General features: G+C 45.4%; 10 protein-coding genes. 6 read left to right on the forward strand and 4 right to left on the reverse strand.

The features are described 5' to 3' along the window. Positions 1–233: 233 nt before the first annotated feature. Entirely contained in the window at positions 234–1,925 is a 1,692-nt protein-coding gene (gene ggt, locus LHL20_RS15465) for a gamma-glutamyltransferase (protein ID WP_226433937.1), read from the forward strand. A gap of 149 nt (positions 1,926–2,074) precedes the next feature. Next, a complete protein-coding gene (locus LHL20_RS15470; protein WP_226433938.1) occupies positions 2,075–3,001 on the forward strand; it encodes a Dyp-type peroxidase in 927 nt (308 codons plus the stop codon). A gap of 70 nt (positions 3,002–3,071) precedes the next feature. On the opposite strand, the gene hemL is transcribed toward LHL20_RS15470, so the two are convergent. The 3 genes from hemL to LHL20_RS15485 all read right to left on the reverse strand — a co-directional run bounded on the left by hemL (position 3,072) and on the right by LHL20_RS15485 (position 6,162). Next, entirely contained in the window at positions 3,072–4,352 is a 1,281-nt protein-coding gene (hemL, locus tag LHL20_RS15475; protein WP_202263294.1) for a glutamate-1-semialdehyde 2,1-aminomutase, read from the reverse strand. Between the two features lie 4 nt (positions 4,353–4,356). Next, positions 4,357–5,370 carry an aspartate carbamoyltransferase gene (locus tag LHL20_RS15480; protein WP_226433939.1) on the reverse strand — a complete coding sequence of 338 codons (1,014 nt, stop codon included), beginning with the start codon at positions 5,368–5,370 and terminating at the stop codon, positions 4,357–4,359. A 144-nt stretch (positions 5,371–5,514) separates the two neighbouring features. Further along, on the reverse strand, positions 5,515–6,162 hold the full coding sequence (locus LHL20_RS15485; RefSeq protein ID WP_159627364.1) for a TetR/AcrR family transcriptional regulator: 648 nt from the start codon (positions 6,160–6,162) through the stop codon (positions 5,515–5,517). 212 nt (positions 6,163–6,374) lie between these two features. Between LHL20_RS15485 and LHL20_RS15490 the strand changes: the two genes are divergently transcribed. The 3 genes from LHL20_RS15490 (at position 6,375) to LHL20_RS15500 (ending at position 11,537) form a co-directional block, all read left to right on the forward strand. After that, positions 6,375–7,514 carry an efflux RND transporter periplasmic adaptor subunit gene (locus LHL20_RS15490; protein ID WP_226433940.1) on the forward strand — a complete coding sequence of 380 codons (1,140 nt, stop codon included), beginning with the start codon at positions 6,375–6,377 and terminating at the stop codon, positions 7,512–7,514. Then, a complete protein-coding gene (locus tag LHL20_RS15495) occupies positions 7,514–10,660 on the forward strand; it encodes an efflux RND transporter permease subunit (RefSeq protein WP_226433941.1) in 3,147 nt (1,048 codons plus the stop codon). The genes LHL20_RS15490 and LHL20_RS15495 overlap by 1 nt, the downstream gene beginning before the upstream one ends. A gap of 190 nt (positions 10,661–10,850) precedes the next feature. Beyond that, positions 10,851–11,537, forward strand: a complete 687-nt coding sequence (locus tag LHL20_RS15500) for a DUF2982 domain-containing protein (RefSeq protein WP_226433942.1) — start codon at positions 10,851–10,853, stop codon at positions 11,535–11,537. A gap of 5 nt (positions 11,538–11,542) precedes the next feature. Here the strand turns inward: LHL20_RS15500 and LHL20_RS15505 are convergent, their stop codons facing one another. Then, positions 11,543–14,671, reverse strand: coding sequence for a hybrid sensor histidine kinase/response regulator (locus LHL20_RS15505; RefSeq protein ID WP_226433943.1), 3,129 nt, complete (start codon positions 14,669–14,671; stop codon positions 11,543–11,545). A 238-nt stretch (positions 14,672–14,909) separates the two neighbouring features. On the opposite strand from LHL20_RS15505, the gene parC reads away from it, so the two are divergent. Next, positions 14,910–17,189: a DNA topoisomerase IV subunit A gene (parC, locus tag LHL20_RS15510; RefSeq protein ID WP_226433944.1), complete on the forward strand. Its 2,280-nt coding sequence runs from the start codon at positions 14,910–14,912 to the stop codon at positions 17,187–17,189. The last annotated feature ends 128 nt before the right edge of the window (positions 17,190–17,317 follow it).

Raw genomic sequence — 17,317 nt, forward strand, 5'->3', positions numbered from 1 at the left:
CCTACATTACTTCACTTAAGCTCCGCATCTGCGGGGCTTTTTTCGTTTTAGTATTGGTATTAGCCGTATTGTGACAATAACGCTACACTAGGGTGGGTATGATGAAGAAAAAGCAGAGCTTTTCATTCATCGAGTTAGGTGTAGAAAAACAATAATAAGGGTGCCTTTTGCTATAAACGCTCACCTAGTGTTTACGTATAAGAAAAAGGTGCTGTTGCTGTTAAGGGGAAACTATGGCTTTAAAGGTTCGCTTAGTCGCGGCATTACTCGTATTTGTCAGTGTATCTAACCATGCATACGATCGAATAACAGGCGAACCCTTTGCCAGTCGTTCTGAAGTTATTGCACAAAATGGCATGGCCGCTACCAGTCAACCTTTAGCCACGCAGGTGGCGTTAGATATTTTAAAACAAGGCGGTAGTGCCGTTGACGCTGCCATAGCCGCAAACGCCATGCTAGGTCTTGTCGAACCAACGGGCTGCGGAGTAGGTGGAGACTTATTTGCTATTGTTTGGGATGCCAAAGCGCAAGAATTAGTGGGTTTAAACGCTTCTGGGCGCTCTCCTAGGCAGTTAACTAAAGAGGTATTTGCAGAGCGCGGCCACAACACCATTCCTAAATTTGGACCCTTACCCGTATCTGTTCCAGGCGCCGTTGATGGGTGGTTTAAGTTGCACGAGAAATTCGGCAAGTTGCCAATGTCCACGTTGCTGACCCCTGCCATCAAGTATGCGCGGGAAGGCTTTCCTGTGTCTGAGCTTATTGCCTATTACTGGGAAATGAATCACGCGCGAATAGGCCATTACGATGGCTTTGCTGAGACCTTCTTAATAGATGGAAAGCTACCGAAAAAAGGCGACATATTCAAAAACCCTGGCCTTGCGGTTACCTATGAAAAAATTGCCACTGGAGGCAGAGATGCGTTCTATAAAGGCGATATCGCTCGCACTATTGATGCGTACATGAAAGCTCAGGGCGGCTTTTTGTCATCCCAAGATTTAGCATCGCATACTTCTGACTGGGTAGAACCTGTATCGGCTAATTACAGAGGGTACGACGTTTGGGAGCTACCGCCAAACGGTCAGGGTATCGCTGCACTTCAAATTTTGAATGTACTCGAGCGCTACGATATTGAAGGCATGGGATTTAACTCTGCTGACTATATCCACACCTTTGTAGAAGCGAAAAAATTAGCGTTTGAAGACAGAGCAAAGTTTTACGCAGACCCTGCATTTAATGACATTCCCGTAGATTGGCTTATTTCAAAAGACTATGCCAAAGAAAGGCAAAAACTTATCGATAATGAAAAAGCAGCCATGCGTGTGGATGCAGGTATTTATGAAGGGGATACCATCTACCTAACCGTTGCCGACAAAGATGGCAATATGGTGTCACTTATTCAAAGTAACTATCGCGGTATGGGGTCTGGAATGACGCCGCCGGGACTGGGTTTTATTCTTCAAAATCGAGGTGAAATGTTCACGCTAGAAGAGGGGCATTTTAACGAGTATCGCCCCGGTAAAAGGCCTTTCCATACCATTATTCCTGCTTTCGTTACCCGTAACGGCGAACCTGTGATGAGCTTTGGTGTGATGGGCGGTGGTACACAACCGCAAATGCATGCACAAATCATTGTGAATATTCTCGACTTTGGCATGAACTTACAAGAAGCTGGCGATGCCCCGCGTATTTTACACAGCGGCTCAAGTAGCCCGACGGGAGCGCTAATGATGGATGGCGGATACGTAAGTCTAGAATCGGGGTTCAGTGAAACCGTCCAGCGAGAGTTAATGGAACGCGGGCATAAATTACAACGTGTAGTAGGCGCATTTGGCGGCTACCAAGCCATTGCGTGGGACAAGCAAAAAGGTGTTTATTTTGGGGCGTCTGAGAGTCGAAAAGATGGACAAGCAGCGGGCTATTAAGCACACTAGTTAAATAAAAGGCATTGCAGCACACGCGGTAAAGGGGTGTACCGTTTAGTGGCTGGTGTTTGTCTTAAAATAGGGCGTAAGTGAGCAGTAATGCCCTATATAAGCTGGGTATACACACTTTAATAAAAATAAGAGCGGCAATGACACAACCACAAAAAGGCATTTGCGCGGAACCTAACCTACACGCACAGTATTTAATGCTGAATGTTATTGATGATGACAGTGAAGCAGTAAGAGCCAAACTGTCTCGTGTGTTAGATATTTTCGAGCACTTTGAAAACGAGCATTATGAAGCCATGGTGACAGGCGTTGTTGCCATTGGCACTAGTTATTGGACTGAAGTGTATCCTGGACTTATCCCCGTAGAGCTAACGCCGTTTCCTGATATGCAGTGCGAGGATAGAAGTGCGCCCACTATGCCCTGCGATATCTTTATTCAAATTCGTGCTGATAGATTGGACATTTGCCATGCCGTTGGTATTGAGGTAATGGACTTACTGCGTATTCACGTTGAGCTGGTTGAGCAAATTCGCGGCTTTCGCTACCTTGATGGAAGAGATCTAAATGGTTTTCTTTATGCTTCAGACAATCCGCGGGGAATGAAGCGAAGACAAATTGCGGTGATCGGCGAGGACGATCCCGACTTTGCGGGTGGTAGCTACGTACACGTGCAGCGCTATCGTCATGATTTGCGGCGTTGGGCAAGCTTATCAAGTCGCCAGCAAGAACAAGTGATGGGGACTACTCAAGAACATAATTTGGTAAGTAGCGAACAATCTGCTTCATCACACAACGTGCGAGCAAGTAGCGCAACGCCTGATAGCGATGAGCCACGTCTGATAAAACAAGGCATGCCGTATGGTGATATGGCGTCACAAGGATTGTTTTTTGTAAGTTGCAGTGCAAGTGCCAGACCATTTAAAGATATGTTGCATAGCCAAATTTATGGTAATGGCGAAGGTGATTATGACCGTTGGTTGGACTTTACTAGCGCCGAGACTGGGGCGGCATTTTTTGCGCCTTCTATTGCCTTTATACGACAGCAAGCCAAGCTATCTCACGATTAGTTATGTATTTAGTCGAGAGCAAGATACAAAAAAGCCCCGACATCGGGGCTTTTGCGTTTTTACTTCAGCTTTAAAGCGTAGCGAATACTTTATCCGCTGCCGCAAGTGTCTTTTCGATAATTGACGCATCGTGGGCTTTAGAGACAAAGCCTGCTTCATAAGATGCAGGGGCTAGATAAACGCCTTCATTTAGCATGCCGTGATAAAACTTATTAAACTGTTCAGTATTACAGTTGATGGCCTGCTTGTAGTTAGTCACCTTCTCCACATCGGTAAAGAAAATACCAAACATACTGCCGGCAATATTCGTGGTTAAACTAATATTGTGCTTATCAGCAATGGCCTGAAAACCATCAACCAGTGCCTGCGTGTTCTCAAAAATAGAGTCATACAAATCTGGTTGTTGAATTTGCTGCATGGCAGCAAGACCAGCAGCCATTGCTACGGGATTACCTGATAAGGTACCTGCTTGATAAATTGGGCCTGTTGGCGCGATATGGGTGATAATATCTTTGCGGCCACCAAAGCAGCCTACTGGCATGCCGCCGCCGATGACTTTGCCTAAACACGTAAGGTCAGGTTTTACGTTGTAACGCTCCTGTGCACCACCGCGTGATACGCGAAAGCCAGTCATCACCTCATCAAAAATAAGTACGCTGCCGTATTCATCACAAACCGCACGCAATCCTTCCAAGAAACCTTCAACAGGAGGAATGCAGTTCATGTTGCCCGCGACAGGCTCAACAATAATACACGCGATATCATCACCGTGAGCGGCGAATACCTCTTTTACGCTATCTATGTTGTTGTATTCAACCGTCAATGTATGCTCTGCCACATTGGCAGGCACGCCCGGAGAGCTAGGTACGCCAAGGGTAAGGGCGCCAGAGCCAGCCTTTACAAGCAATGAGTCGGCGTGACCGTGGTAGCAACCTTCAAATTTCACAATTTTGTTGCGGCTGGTGTAACCACGGGCCAAGCGAATAGCCGACATGGTCGCCTCGGTACCCGAGTTCACCATGCGAACCATTTCCATTGAAGGAACCAGTTCGCTTACCATTTCAGCCATAATAATTTCAGCTTCAGTAGGTGCGCCAAATGACAATCCATTATGAGAAGCGGCAATAACAGCCTCACGAATTTTGGCATTATTGTGGCCTAAAATCATTGGGCCCCAAGACTGAATATAGTCAATGTACTGTTTGCCATCGGCATCCCACATGTATGCCCCGTCAGCTTTGGTGATAAAGCGTGGCGTGCCGCCTACGGCCTTGAACGCACGCACTGGTGAATTAACGCCGCCAGGGATAGTTTTTTGCGCACGGGCAAAAAGGGCTTCAGATTTTTGCATGTAATTACTTACTCTTATTGCTGTACCAAACCACGTCGCGTTCGTATTTCGTCACTAAGTTTTCAACACCTAGCGTTAACGCAAAAAGTGCCATTCTTACCAGCACACCGTTGTCGGTTTGCCTAAAAATGGCAAGGTTTGGATTGAGGTTTAGATCGTTATCCAATTCATTGGCTTCCATACGTGAGTCTCGCGGAAGTGGATGCATAATAACGGTCTTTGATTGGAAGTGTTTGGTGTAAATAGAATGATTAAGTCTGAATTTACCGCGATATTTATTGGCTTCTTCTTGCGACGGAAAGCGCTCTTCCTGGATACGGGTTTGATAGCAGATATCAGCATCCATATTACCTTCTAATGTCTCGGTAATCGTAAGCTGATGACCCGCGTTTTCTATCGCGTCAATGACCGGCTGCGGCATGGCTAATTCTTTTGGCGAAATGAGTGTAAAACGCACGTTTTTAAACAGGCACAGCAAGCGTGATAGCGAGTGCACCGTTCTGCCATAACGCAAGTCGCCAATCATGGCGATATGAAGGCCATCAATGCCGCGGCCGTTGTATTCTAATTCGCGCTGAATAGTGAACAAATCTAGAAGCGCTTGAGTTGGGTGTTCGTTAGCGCCATCCCCGCCATTAATGACCGGGACACGACTGCCTTCTGCGAATTCAGCAACTGAGCCCGCGGCAGGGTGTCGCATGGCGATAATGTCAGAATAGCCGCTTAGAACACGGGCGGTATCATAAAGTGATTCGCCTTTGGCCAGCGCCGAGCTTGACATGCCAGTAGTCTCTCTTACTTCACCGCCAAGTAGATTGAAGGCTGTGCCAAAGCTCACGCGAGTTCGAGTACTTGGCTCAAAAAAGAGATTACCCAAAATAGCACCGTCGAGTACGGTAGTGCGCTTTTGACGTCGAGCGTAGGGTTGCATGGAATCGGCAACTGAGAACACTTTCTCAATGGCCTCGCGATCGAATTGATTAACCGAAAGAATGTGGTTACCGGTAAAGTCAGACATGAGTCACTCAATCATCAACGAAAACGGCGCTAGTGTATAATACGAACACCGCTAAGTCATCATGACAATAGGGATAAATAGTGCAAGCTTTGCCAAAAAATAAGCGCAAAGAGTGATAGGTGTCAAAACCCAGTCAACACTGGCTTATTTGGCCTGTGACATATAGTGCGTAAATAACAAATTCACTTTCTCTACCGCTCGAGCGACGTAGGGCTCGATATCTTGTTCTTCCATAGGTGCTTGAATGCCACACAGCATCATGGTGTGAAATTCACCTTTCAACAATGAGCAAAAGTCGAGTGCAAGTTCGTGAGCGCGAGCTTTCGTAAGCTTTCCCTGCCCGTATTGTTCAACTACGTCACTCAGTGTTGCAAGAGACGCTAGCGGCCCTGCTTGATAAAACAGCGTTGCAACATGCGCATTATTAACGGCTTCGGCAATAATCACTCTAAACATGGCAACCGCTTCTTTATCTTGTAAAAGGCGTACAAACTGTGCGCCCACTTTTGTCATACACTCACAAAATGACAATGCACCTGAAGAGGCTTCGATAAGCTGTTGAGTATCAAGCTGATAAGAGCGACATTTAGATGTGATAGCAGCCTGAAATAGCGTGTCTTTGCTTTCAAAATGCGAATAAACAGTTTGTTTAGAAACCCCAGATGCTTTGGCAACCGTATCCATAGAGGTATTGGCAAACCCGTCTTTTAAAAACAAACACGACGCAGCATTTAAGATCAGGCTATTTTTTTCTTCGCTTTTTGGTCTACCTTGCTTTCTGGTGGTTGCCACGGTATCTCTCTTAAAATTAATAATAATCAAACTGGACGGTCTAGTATTTATATATTAGCATAGTATTAAGCGTATGCAAGAGTATGCAAACGTCGCTAAACACACATTGACGATTGTTGATAAAAGCCGTATCAACATACAGTTAGGTCTTAAGAGCGTGTATTTGTTGCCGATAAGAAACACATCGCCTCGGGAAAAATAAAGGAAAAGTTATGACTGCTGCGCAGGTGCCAACGAAAGGCGGCCATTTTAAACTTGTTATCTCGATTTCTATTTTTATTGCAGCACTGGTTATTTTGCTCATGATGGCAGGCTTTGGAAATGCCACGCAAACACCAGAAGCGCGTATTCCAGTAGCAGTTTCAACGGGTACAGTTCGAATTCAGGAAGGCTTCGATACCCCCGTGAATGTATTTGGGTTAATAGAATCACCAAAAGCGACGTCTTTGTCCTTTGATGTAGGTGGGCAAGTTGTCGCCATGTTCGCAGAAGAAGGGGATATGGTTAAGAAAGGCGATGTGCTAGCGCAGCAAGACATTGCACGTTTAAAAGCACGTCGCCAAGAACTACAGGCCAGCCTCACAAGGGCAAAAGCAGACTTGGCACTAGCTAAGGTTAACAATGAGCGTACCGTATCGCTTGTTGAAAAAAAGCTAGAATCAGCACAGCGCCTCGATGAGGCCAAAGCAAGTTTAGATGTGTCAAAAGCACGCCTGACCGAAATTGAAGCGGCGATAAATTCACTAGATGTGGAAATAAGCAAAGCGGCATTAGTATCTCCATTTGATGGTGTGGTAAATCGACGTTTCTTTGATGAAGGCAGCGTTGTCGCGGCAGGTAGTCCGGTTCTTGGGCTGACCAGTATTGATAAATATCAAGCAAGATTTGCTGTACCAGCGGATGTAATCGATCAATTCGATGTTAATGAGCCAGTGTTAGTGCGAGTCGGGAAAACTGATGTTGCAGCAACGATCACCCAAGTATTGCCTACCAGAAACGTGCAAACACGCACCGTCGATATATTGGTTACCTTAAATAGCAATGAACTTGTGCGCCCCGGCGATATGGCTATTTTGTCTGGATTTCGTTCGCATGAAGAAAAAGGTGCATGGCTGCCGGTAAACGCACTAAGTAATGGGCTTAGGGGCTTATGGCGTGTTTTTGTAATCACTAATGATACACAATCTAAGTTGGAAGCACGGGTTGTTGAGGTTGTTTACACCGATGGCAATAATGCGTTTGTCAGAGGCGCGCTGAAAGACGGTGATATTTTTGTCAACGAAGGCACACATAAACTCGCCCCAGGGCAAATGGTGTCTCTTCCAAGCCAACAACAAGCTGGGGCGCGTTAATGAATCCTTTTAGCCACGAAGGCGATAAAGCCTACCCTTGGTACACACTGTTTTACCGACGAGGGCATTTATTGGTACTGAGCTTAGTTATTTTAATAACGGCTGGCTTGTCGGCATTAGGATCATTACCTCGCATTGAAGACCCCCGAATTGATACGCGAAATGCACTTATTATTACCCAATACCCAGGGGCTTCTGCCGAGCGTGTCGAAGCGCTTGTGAGTGACGTATTAGAAGACAGGTTGCGTGAAATCTTTGAGATAAAAGAAGTGAAATCCACATCTCGCGCTGGTATTTCCGTTATTCTCATTGAAACGCAAGATTGGGTTGATAATAGCAATAATGAAGAACTCTTCAGTGAAATTCGCGACGCAATTGGCGCAGCTTCATCCTCGTTTCCAGAAGGCGCAATGGCGCCGGTTTTTGATGAAAAGCGCGGAGCCACCGCATTTACTTTACTTCTGTCACTGCGCGCTACCTATCCTGACACTACACCTATCACCTTGACGGCGAGATTGGCGCAAGAGCTTACTGACAGGTTGCGCAATGTTAATGGCACCGAGTTAGTGCGCGTATATGGCGAGCCTTCTGAAGAAATTAGCGTGAATATCGACCCGGTTAAGTTGGCCGCGACGGGCTTAAACCTACAGCAAGTGAGCGTCTTGATAAGTCGGGCCGATCCCAAACTTCCCGCCGGTATGCTTAACAGTGAACAAAGTAACTTGCGTTTTACCGTTGGAGAGGGGCTAGACGGCGTTAATATGATTGCGTCTATACCACTGGTAAATAATCAGGGACGTTACTTACGCGTAGAAGATATTGCTACTGTAACGCGAAGCTACACCACGCCTCGCAATGAAGTTGCATTTCTAAACGGCGACGAATCAATTTTCGTTGCAGCTCGTATGCAGCCTTCATTGCGCTCTGACGTATGGACTAAGAATGCATTGGACGTCGTAGATAAATTCAATGCAGACTTTAGCGGTACGCTGCAGGCCACTGTTGCCTTTGAGCAGAATGAATATACTGCTACACGCTTATCCGATTTATCGATGAATTTATTAATGGGTTGTGCTGTAGTCATGCTCGTCATCCTTTTGTTCATGGGGTTCAGAGCCGCATGGATTGTTGGATTAGCGCTACCATTATGTGCCGCTTTCGCGTTGTTTAGCCTTAGTTTTTATAACGAGCAAATCCACCAAATGTCGATTTTCGGCATGATCATCGCAATCGGTTTACTTATCGATAACGCGATTGTTATTACTGATGAGATACGAATAAACCTGCAGGATCCTAACCTTACTCGTGTTGGTGCAATGGCGAAAAGTGTGTCACACCTATTCGCTCCACTGCTTGCCTCAACGTTAACTACCATTTTAGGCTTTATGCCCATCTTTTTGCTCGATGGTAATATTGGTGACTTTGTAGGGCCTATTGCAATTAGTGTAGTCATGGCATTAATCGGCTCTTTGTTTATCTCACTGACGATTATTGCTGCATTAGCTGCGCGATTTTTACCGAAAAATGACGGTGCTTCACTCCAATCAGCAGCATCAACGTCTTGGTGGAAAGTGGGTATTCAAACCCCTTCATTGAGTTTCGCATTCAGTAAGCAATTAGGACGATGGATTAAACAACCTTTATTAGTTTTACCGCTAGTGAGTGTGCTTTGTTTATCTGGCTTTGCGTTGTCATCAACCCTTGCAAATGTGTTTTTCCCAAGCGCTGATCGCGATCAATTTGAAGTCTACTTGTGGACCAAAGAAGGAAGCAGTATCGAGAACACCACCCACTATGTAAAACGTATTGATGAAGTCATACGTGCCGAAAATGGCGTTGAACAAGTGAGTTGGCTGGTGGGCGGTTCTGCTCCTTCGGTCTATTACAATCAAATGATGACCCGTGACAACATGCCTTATTTCGCCAATGCTGTTGTTACGACTGATACGGTTGAGAGTGCGGCACACTTAGTAGGCAAGTTGCAGCGAGACTTGGATATCACTCATCCTGAAGTGCAGATTGTGGTGCGTGCTTTTGGGCAAGGTCCACCCATTGCAGCCCCTGTTGAGGTAGAGATTTTTGGACCAGATCTCAATATTCTAAATGGCCTTGGTGATAAGGTAAGAATGTTGATGTCTGAAGTCGACGGCATTTCACAATCAATTGCCAGTATATCTATGGGCGAGCCCGAACTTAAAGTTAACACCGATAGTGACAATTTATCCTATCTTGGCCTGACGCTTTCTGAGTTAGCGAGTCAAATGCAAGTTAACTTCTCAGGCATTACGGGCGGGTCAGTACTGGAAAGTACCGAAGAGATCCCTGTTCGTGTGCGTATCGACAAAGCCTTTAGACAAAATGTGGCAGGTGTGGATGCGATGCCAATCCCAGTGGCAGGAGACAATGCTATTTCATGGTCACCGCTAGCAGCGGTAACCACGCTATCATTGCAACCTGCTACAAGCAGTATCACGCGATTAGATGGTGAACGATTAAACCGTATTCAGGCATTCTTACTGCCAGGCGTACCCGCTATCGACGCTAGCAACCAACTGCGCGATCTGCTAGAGACTCGGCTAGTTTTACCCGAAGGCTACCGTATTCACCTAGCCGGAGACGCGGATGAGCAGCAACAAGCGTTAGGCAAACTTGCGACATATGCACCCGTGCTTCTCGTACTTATGGTGACAACACTTATTCTTACCTTTACCAGCTTACGTATGGCGGGTGTTATTGGGCTCGTTGCTATTTTATCGGTAGGACTAGGTATGTTCAGCTTGTGGCTTTCAGGTTTACCTGTTGGCTTTAATCCGTTGCTAGGGTGTGCAGGTCTTATTGGCGTGGCCATTAACGGTTCAATCGTCGTTATCGCAGCAATAAATGCGAATCCTCAAGCGAAGCGTGGCGACACTAAAGCCATTGTCGAAGAAACCATGAGTTGCAGCCGCCATATACTCTCAACTACCTTCACAACAGTAGGTGGTCTTATACCTTTGCTTCTATTTAGTGACGGAAGCTTCTGGCCACCACTAGCGGTTGTGCTGGCCGGTGGTGTAGGTTTCTCGGTTATTCTTTCTTTGGTATTTACACCAACGATTGTTGCGGCTTTTCAGCGTTACCGTCACCGCAACGTGGTGGTAGCTTAGCCGATAGAATGGGTGAAAAAAGCACATAACCTTTTTACGCAATCGGGTAAACTACCCATAGTCAGCAAACGTACAAACGGGTGCGATTAAATGAATGTGTTTAAGCGTTGGTGGCATACTGAATGCGTTAAATGTAAGCGCATTAGGTTGTATGTGGTGTGGGCCATAATTATGTTGGTAGTGTATTTTTATGTCTGGAAATAGCGAAGCCTCTATTTACATAAAAGCTGCGTCTAAAAGTAATGGCATTACAAGCTTAGTCATTGGTGCTGTGGGCCTGATAATTGCCGCCCTATGGCTATCTTTTATGCCTGATTGGCTTTTCTTAGCGGGCATTTTCATCACGAGTGCGGCGCTGGTATGTTTGCTCGTTGGCTACTTCAAACTTCGCGAGCCAGACTACAGTCTTGAGATAGCGAAAGACTACATAACTTATCAGCATCGTTTGGGGAGTTGGCGTATTCACTGGGATAATCTGCAACGTGCAGATTGCCCGAGAGTGCGGTACGGACTAGAGCATGTTCCGCTGGAAACTGTCGGCTTTAAGCTTAAGAGTTATACTGATTTTTTGCATACCATTTCGCCTCGATTAGCGACCCATCTATTGATGGAGCAGCGCCCTCTTTTAATGCAAAATACAGATGAAAATTGTGCATCTGGTAGTTGCTATGAGCAGTCCATGTTTGACGATAAACAATACGTAATGGAAGATGGAACGGTTATCAATGGCATTAAAGCAATGCTGGCGCACCGTATGGTTGAGCTTAGAAAACGTCTTGGGTTCGATATTTTTATTGCAAGCTCTGAATTAGACAGAGACGCGCAAGACTTTGCGCGTTTGATTGCGTCTTGCCAACAAGCAAGACAGCAAGACTAATGGCACTAGTGAGTGCCATTATTTTCAGAAAGTACCTTTTCCGATTCTTTTATCAATTCAGGGATAAGTGATTGAACCTCCTCAATCAATTCACGTTTAAGAGCGCTTTCTAATTCACTTACCAACTCCTGTAACCGCGGCAATCCAGTGTAACAACAAGCTCCGTGCAGTTTGTGCACTTCGGCTTTAAGACCCGTGAAATCACGCGCGCTCCACATAGACTCTATGATTTCAATGGCACTTGGCAGTAATGAAATGAAGTTTTCTAGCAGTTCTCTTGCGGTATTTTGGTTTTGATTGGCACGCTTTAGTGCAAGTTGCCAATCGATAGAGGGGAAGACAATATTGCTAGGCTCAACGTCATGACACCAACTTTTTATCAAATCGATCAGTAGCTCAACTTCAATTGGTTTTGGCAAATAATCATCCATACCCGAAGCAAGCAGACGCTCTTGCTCTTCCTTAAAGGCATGTGCAGTTACCGCAACAATAGGCGTTCCCATATTCAAAGGTGACTTTCTTATTTCTCGCGTGGCTTGCAATCCGTCCATCCCTGGCATTTGCACATCCATTAGAATTAAGTCGAATTCTTGAGTTTGACACTGATTAACGGCATCTTGACCACTAATCGTCGTAGTAAGCGCGACCGGCGAGTTGTCTAACCATGTATGCAACAGTTTTAAGTTCATTTCCATATCATCAACGGCCAACACTTTTGCCCGCGGCAGAATCTCGATACGTTCCTGCATCGCATTTTTGACGGGTGTGCTTTGCTGATGAACTAAGTTATCCAATTTGGTTAACGTCATCGGCATTCTGACCTGAGAGTAAAAATGTTGAGGTAGGCTAGGATACTGTACAAAAGGTTCTGGACCTGAGTACCACAACACCCGTTTTTTAGCAGGAAAATGAACGAAGCGGCTAAGATAACTATCCCTATAAGCCAGTTTAGACACTGGCACCGTCGCCATCAAAAAGTCATATTGGTCATTGAGCGTTGCGAGGAAATCTAACGACTCAACCGAAATGATATTTGCGCCTAGCGCGCTAAGCATATTGGCGCTAGCGCGGCGAGTGGCAGGGACTGGATCGAATAGCACCACGCGCTTATTTTGCCAGTCTCCATCTGAAGATAGCGAAAACTTTTGACTGAGTTGGTTCATGCGCAGCGAAACGCAAAAAGTTGAACCCTGGCCAACTGTACTTTTAAGCGTGAGTTCGCCGTTCATCAACCGCACTAACTCTTTACTAATGACCAAGCCAAGCCCAGTACCTTGATAGCTTCTGTTAAGGGCATCATCAATTTGCGAAAAGGCACTAAATAGCTTTTTACGATCCTGACGGCTAATTCCAATACCTGTATCTTCAACGGTAATGTTGAGTTCGTGAATACCGTGTGGAAGAGAGCGGCCATGTACCGCGAAGCGAATGATGCCGTGAGAAGTGAATTTAAGCGCATTGCTCAACAGGTTATTGAGAACCTGCTTAATACGAAAAACATCGCCTATAAGCTTTTCTGGTAAAGGCCCTAAGTCGAAAACAAACTCAATACGTTTACTGTGAGATGACTTCGCCATAATAGTGACCATCTCTTCGAGTAACTTGTTAGGGGCAAACGGTTGATTATTGATTTTAAGCTTACCCGCTTCAATTTTTGAAAAATCAAGCACGTCGTTAACAATGGTTAATAGGTTATCTGCCGCAGTATTGACAATGCGTACCTGCTCTTGTTGGTCAGGCGGTAAAGCGGCATTATTCAACTCCTTACTAAAACCCAAAATGGCGTTAAGAGGCGTTCTGATTTCATGACTCATGTTAGCAAGAAACTGCGATTTCACATTGCTTGCTTTAATTGCATCCTTACGGGCAATATCTAGACGTGCGTTTTGCTCTTCAATAAGTTCCATATTGTTACGCAAGTCGTTGGTCGCTTGCTCAACTTCGTTTTCTAACTGACTGCGGCTTTTCTCCATTAGCGCGAATGAGAACAAGCCAGACTCTAAGAAAACGCCCACTTGGAAGCAGTACGTTGTAAAGTCGTTTGACGGCAGCACGCCAACTAAACTCAACATGCCAATAATGGCGCCAGTGGCGAGCATCGTCCAAGCAAAAATAAAGTAGCGCGCGGGTCTGAACTTATTGAAAAACGCCTCAAAACCCGCAGAAATATAGCTTAAAATGGCGATAAGCCCCACGCCATAAACCAAGTTGTTTTTCCATATGGGGGGAAGTAAATCAATAAAGCATGCCACCCCTGTGAGTACTTGGCACACAAGCAATATCTTTATAATTGGATGCGCAGTAGGTGCATTCTCTTCAGTTTCTAAAAACGTGACGGTGAACAGGCCTGAACTAATGCCAATAATAACGAAAATGAGTTCACTATGACCGACAAGCCATAATGGGATCCCTGAACTAAATATTAAGTGAGTATGCCCTCCCCACACAAACTGCCATAGAATAACCGCAAGGATATAACCGACGTAGGCAATCAGACTCTTTTCTTTCACGCCGAAAAACAGTGCTAAGTTGTATACTGCAAGAATTAATAAGCCGCCGTAGAACAAACCCCACAAGAGACTGTCCATCTGAAAGTAGCTGCTATGCAATGGTTCAGCTTGCACTCTTAAAGGCGCAATCAAACTTGAGGAGCGACTTTCTATGCGGATGTAGAGTTCAATAGGTTCACTATTATTAAGCTGGACGCGCAGCGTGGGGACACGAAAACGCTGCTCTTTCTGGGCTTTGCCTTGATGACTTTGCTTTATGACTTTGCCGTCTTGTACGACGTAAAAGTCAACGCTATCAAGTTGACTAAAGTTAATTGTGAACACCCAGTCTTTTTCATTCGATACATTGGCAACACGGGTAAGTAGCCACATACCATTATTGCGAAAGCCAAAATTTGGATTGTCGTGGGGGTGCATCAAAAAGTCATTACGACGGCGTGACACGTCGCTAATGGTGAGTTGATAGTCTGTTTCGAACAAAAAATACAAGGAGTCAGATAAATCGAGAGTGCTCTGTTCGTCAAAAAGCTGCTGAATATGTTGTGCCCGAACCAACGACGACATCGTGATACACGCAAGGCATGCTAATAATAGTAAAACGCGAAAATAGTGCTTAGTCGTCATGATTTATTCTTTGTATTTCTAGGCTCTACCCTTTTTCGTATTAAACCACTGTCTTAGTGTAATGACAAAGTCTATGGTAAAGGCCAACGTACTCAGCTTAACAGTTTGTATAACAAGGATTGCACCTAAACACGGTTTACCCCACAATAAGCTAGCGGGTAATTGCGCTAAAATATCTGCTTAGTAATAATAGGTTCTTGCGAACACTTCAGTATAAATAACAAAATGAATAAACATCATGAGTGACGAGATCATCATTAGCCGCGACGGGGTAGAACAACTACCTCTGCGACGTTTCACCGAAGACGCTTATCTTAACTATTCCATGTACGTCATCATGGATAGGGCGCTTCCCCATATTGCAGACGGCTTAAAGCCTGTGCAGCGTCGAATTATTTATGCGATGTCAGATCTTGGCCTAAGCGCGAACGCAAAGTATAAAAAATCGGCGCGTACGGTGGGTGACGTGCTAGGTAAATTTCATCCTCATGGTGATTCAGCTTGTTATGAAGCAATGGTGCTCATGGCTCAGCCATTTTCGTACCGTTATCCCTTAGTTGACGGTCAAGGCAACTGGGGAGCACCTGACGATCCAAAATCATTTGCTGCGATGCGTTATACCGAGGCAAAGTTGTCACGCTTCGCGGAAGTACTGCTCAATGAGTTAGGTCAAGGCACGGTAGATTGGGTCCCTAACTTTGACGGTACCTTAGAAGAGCCGAGTGTATTGCCAGCGCGTTTACCCCATATACTTCTTAACGGCGTGACGGGTATTGCCGTGGGCATGGCAACGGATATTCCCCCGCACAACGTGAGAGAACTTGCCAATGCGTGTGCCATGCTACTTGATGACAGCAAGGCCGAGTTAAAAGATGTGCTTGAGCACGTAAACGGGCCAGATTATCCAACCGAAGCTGAAATCATTACACCGAAAGCGGATATACAAAAACTGTATGAAACAGGACGTGGCTCAATAAAAATGCGCGCTGTATATATGGAAGAAAATGGTGATGTCATTATTACCGCACTTCCACACCAAGCGTCAGGAGCCAAAATTCTTGAACAAATAGCCGCACAAATGCAGGCGAAAAAGCTACCGATGGTAAGCGACCTTCGCGATGAATCGGATCATGAAAACCCAACTCGTTTGGTCATCACGCCTCGCTCTAACCGTGTTGATGTCACACAATTAATGCAACATTTATTCGCCACCACCGATTTGGAGAAAAACTATCGTGTGAATTTGAACATGATAGGACTTGATGGGCGTCCACAAGTGAAAGACTTGCGCACTATCCTGTGGGAGTGGTTGCAATATCGCAAAGACACGGTGACGCGTCGTTTGCAGTATCGCTTAGATAAAGTGCTTGCTCGACTACATATTCTAGAAGGTTTGTTAATTGCGTTTTTAAATATCGATGAAGTTATCGAAATTATCCGTACTTACGATAAGCCAAAGCCAGAATTAATGTCGCGTTTTGGCTTAAGTGATAAACAAGCAGAAGCTATTCTAGAATTGAAGCTTCGTCATCTTGCGAAGCTCGAAGAAATGAAAATTAAAGGCGAGCAAGATGAATTGGCAGCAGAGCGTGACAAGCTTCAGCAATTGCTAGGATCCGATCGTCGCTTGAAAACGCTGATTAAAAAAGAAATTCTCGCTGATGCCGAAAAATACGGTGACGACCGTCGCTCACCAATTATAGAGCGTGGCGAAGCAAAAGCCCTATCTGAAAAAGAGCTAGTACCTGCTGAATCAGTCACTGTTGTACTATCTGAAAAGGGATGGGCGCGTTGTGCGAAAGGGCATGACATTGATGCAGAAGGCTTAAGCTATAAAGCGGGCGATGCTTACTTATCGAGTGCTGAAGGTAAAAGTAACCAACCTGCGGTCTTTATGGATACATCAGGACGTACCTTTGCTTGCGATGCGCATGGGCTTCCATCGGCCAGAAGTCAAGGAGAGCCGCTAACAGGGCGCTTCAGTATTGTCGGCGGAGAATCCTTCGAACATGTCATCATGGCGCAGGATGAAACTAAGTTCTTAGTCGGCTCTGATGCAGGCTACGGCTTTGTGGGTACGTTCAAAGATATGGTAAGCAAAAATAAGGCGGGTAAAGCGTATTTGTCACTGCCCACTGCGGCCAAAGTGATGAAGCCTACTGCTGTGTCTAATCCTGAATCTGACTGGTGTTTGAGTATTTCAAACGAAGGTCGTATGTTATTGTTCCCGCTGAAAGACTTACCAAGCCTTGGGAAGGGGAAAGGGAATAAGCTCATCAATATTCCTTCAGCCAAGGCGAAGTCTCGCGAAGAATTTGTCAAAGTACTGACCGTGGTGCCTGATGGTGCGTCTATCAAAGTATCAGCAGGCAAGCGCAACATGACGCTTACTGCGGACGATTTAACCCATTATCAAGGCGAACGTGGACGTCGCGGAAATAAACTTCCACGCGGCTTACAGCGTGTAGACAGCGTTGAAGTGGTCTTCGAGGAAAGTGATTCTTCAACAGATGACTGAGTAAACCATGCATAAAAAAGCGCCGATACAGGCTAATGCCGATCAGTTAAGAAAAGTTTTAGCGATCGGTTGACCGATCTTTTATAGATGTAAAAATCCGATGAGCATTTGCCATCGGATTTTTTTAT

The sequence above is a fragment of the Alteromonas sp. McT4-15 genome, assembly GCF_020515205.1.
Lineage (GTDB): Bacteria > Pseudomonadota > Gammaproteobacteria > Enterobacterales > Alteromonadaceae > Alteromonas.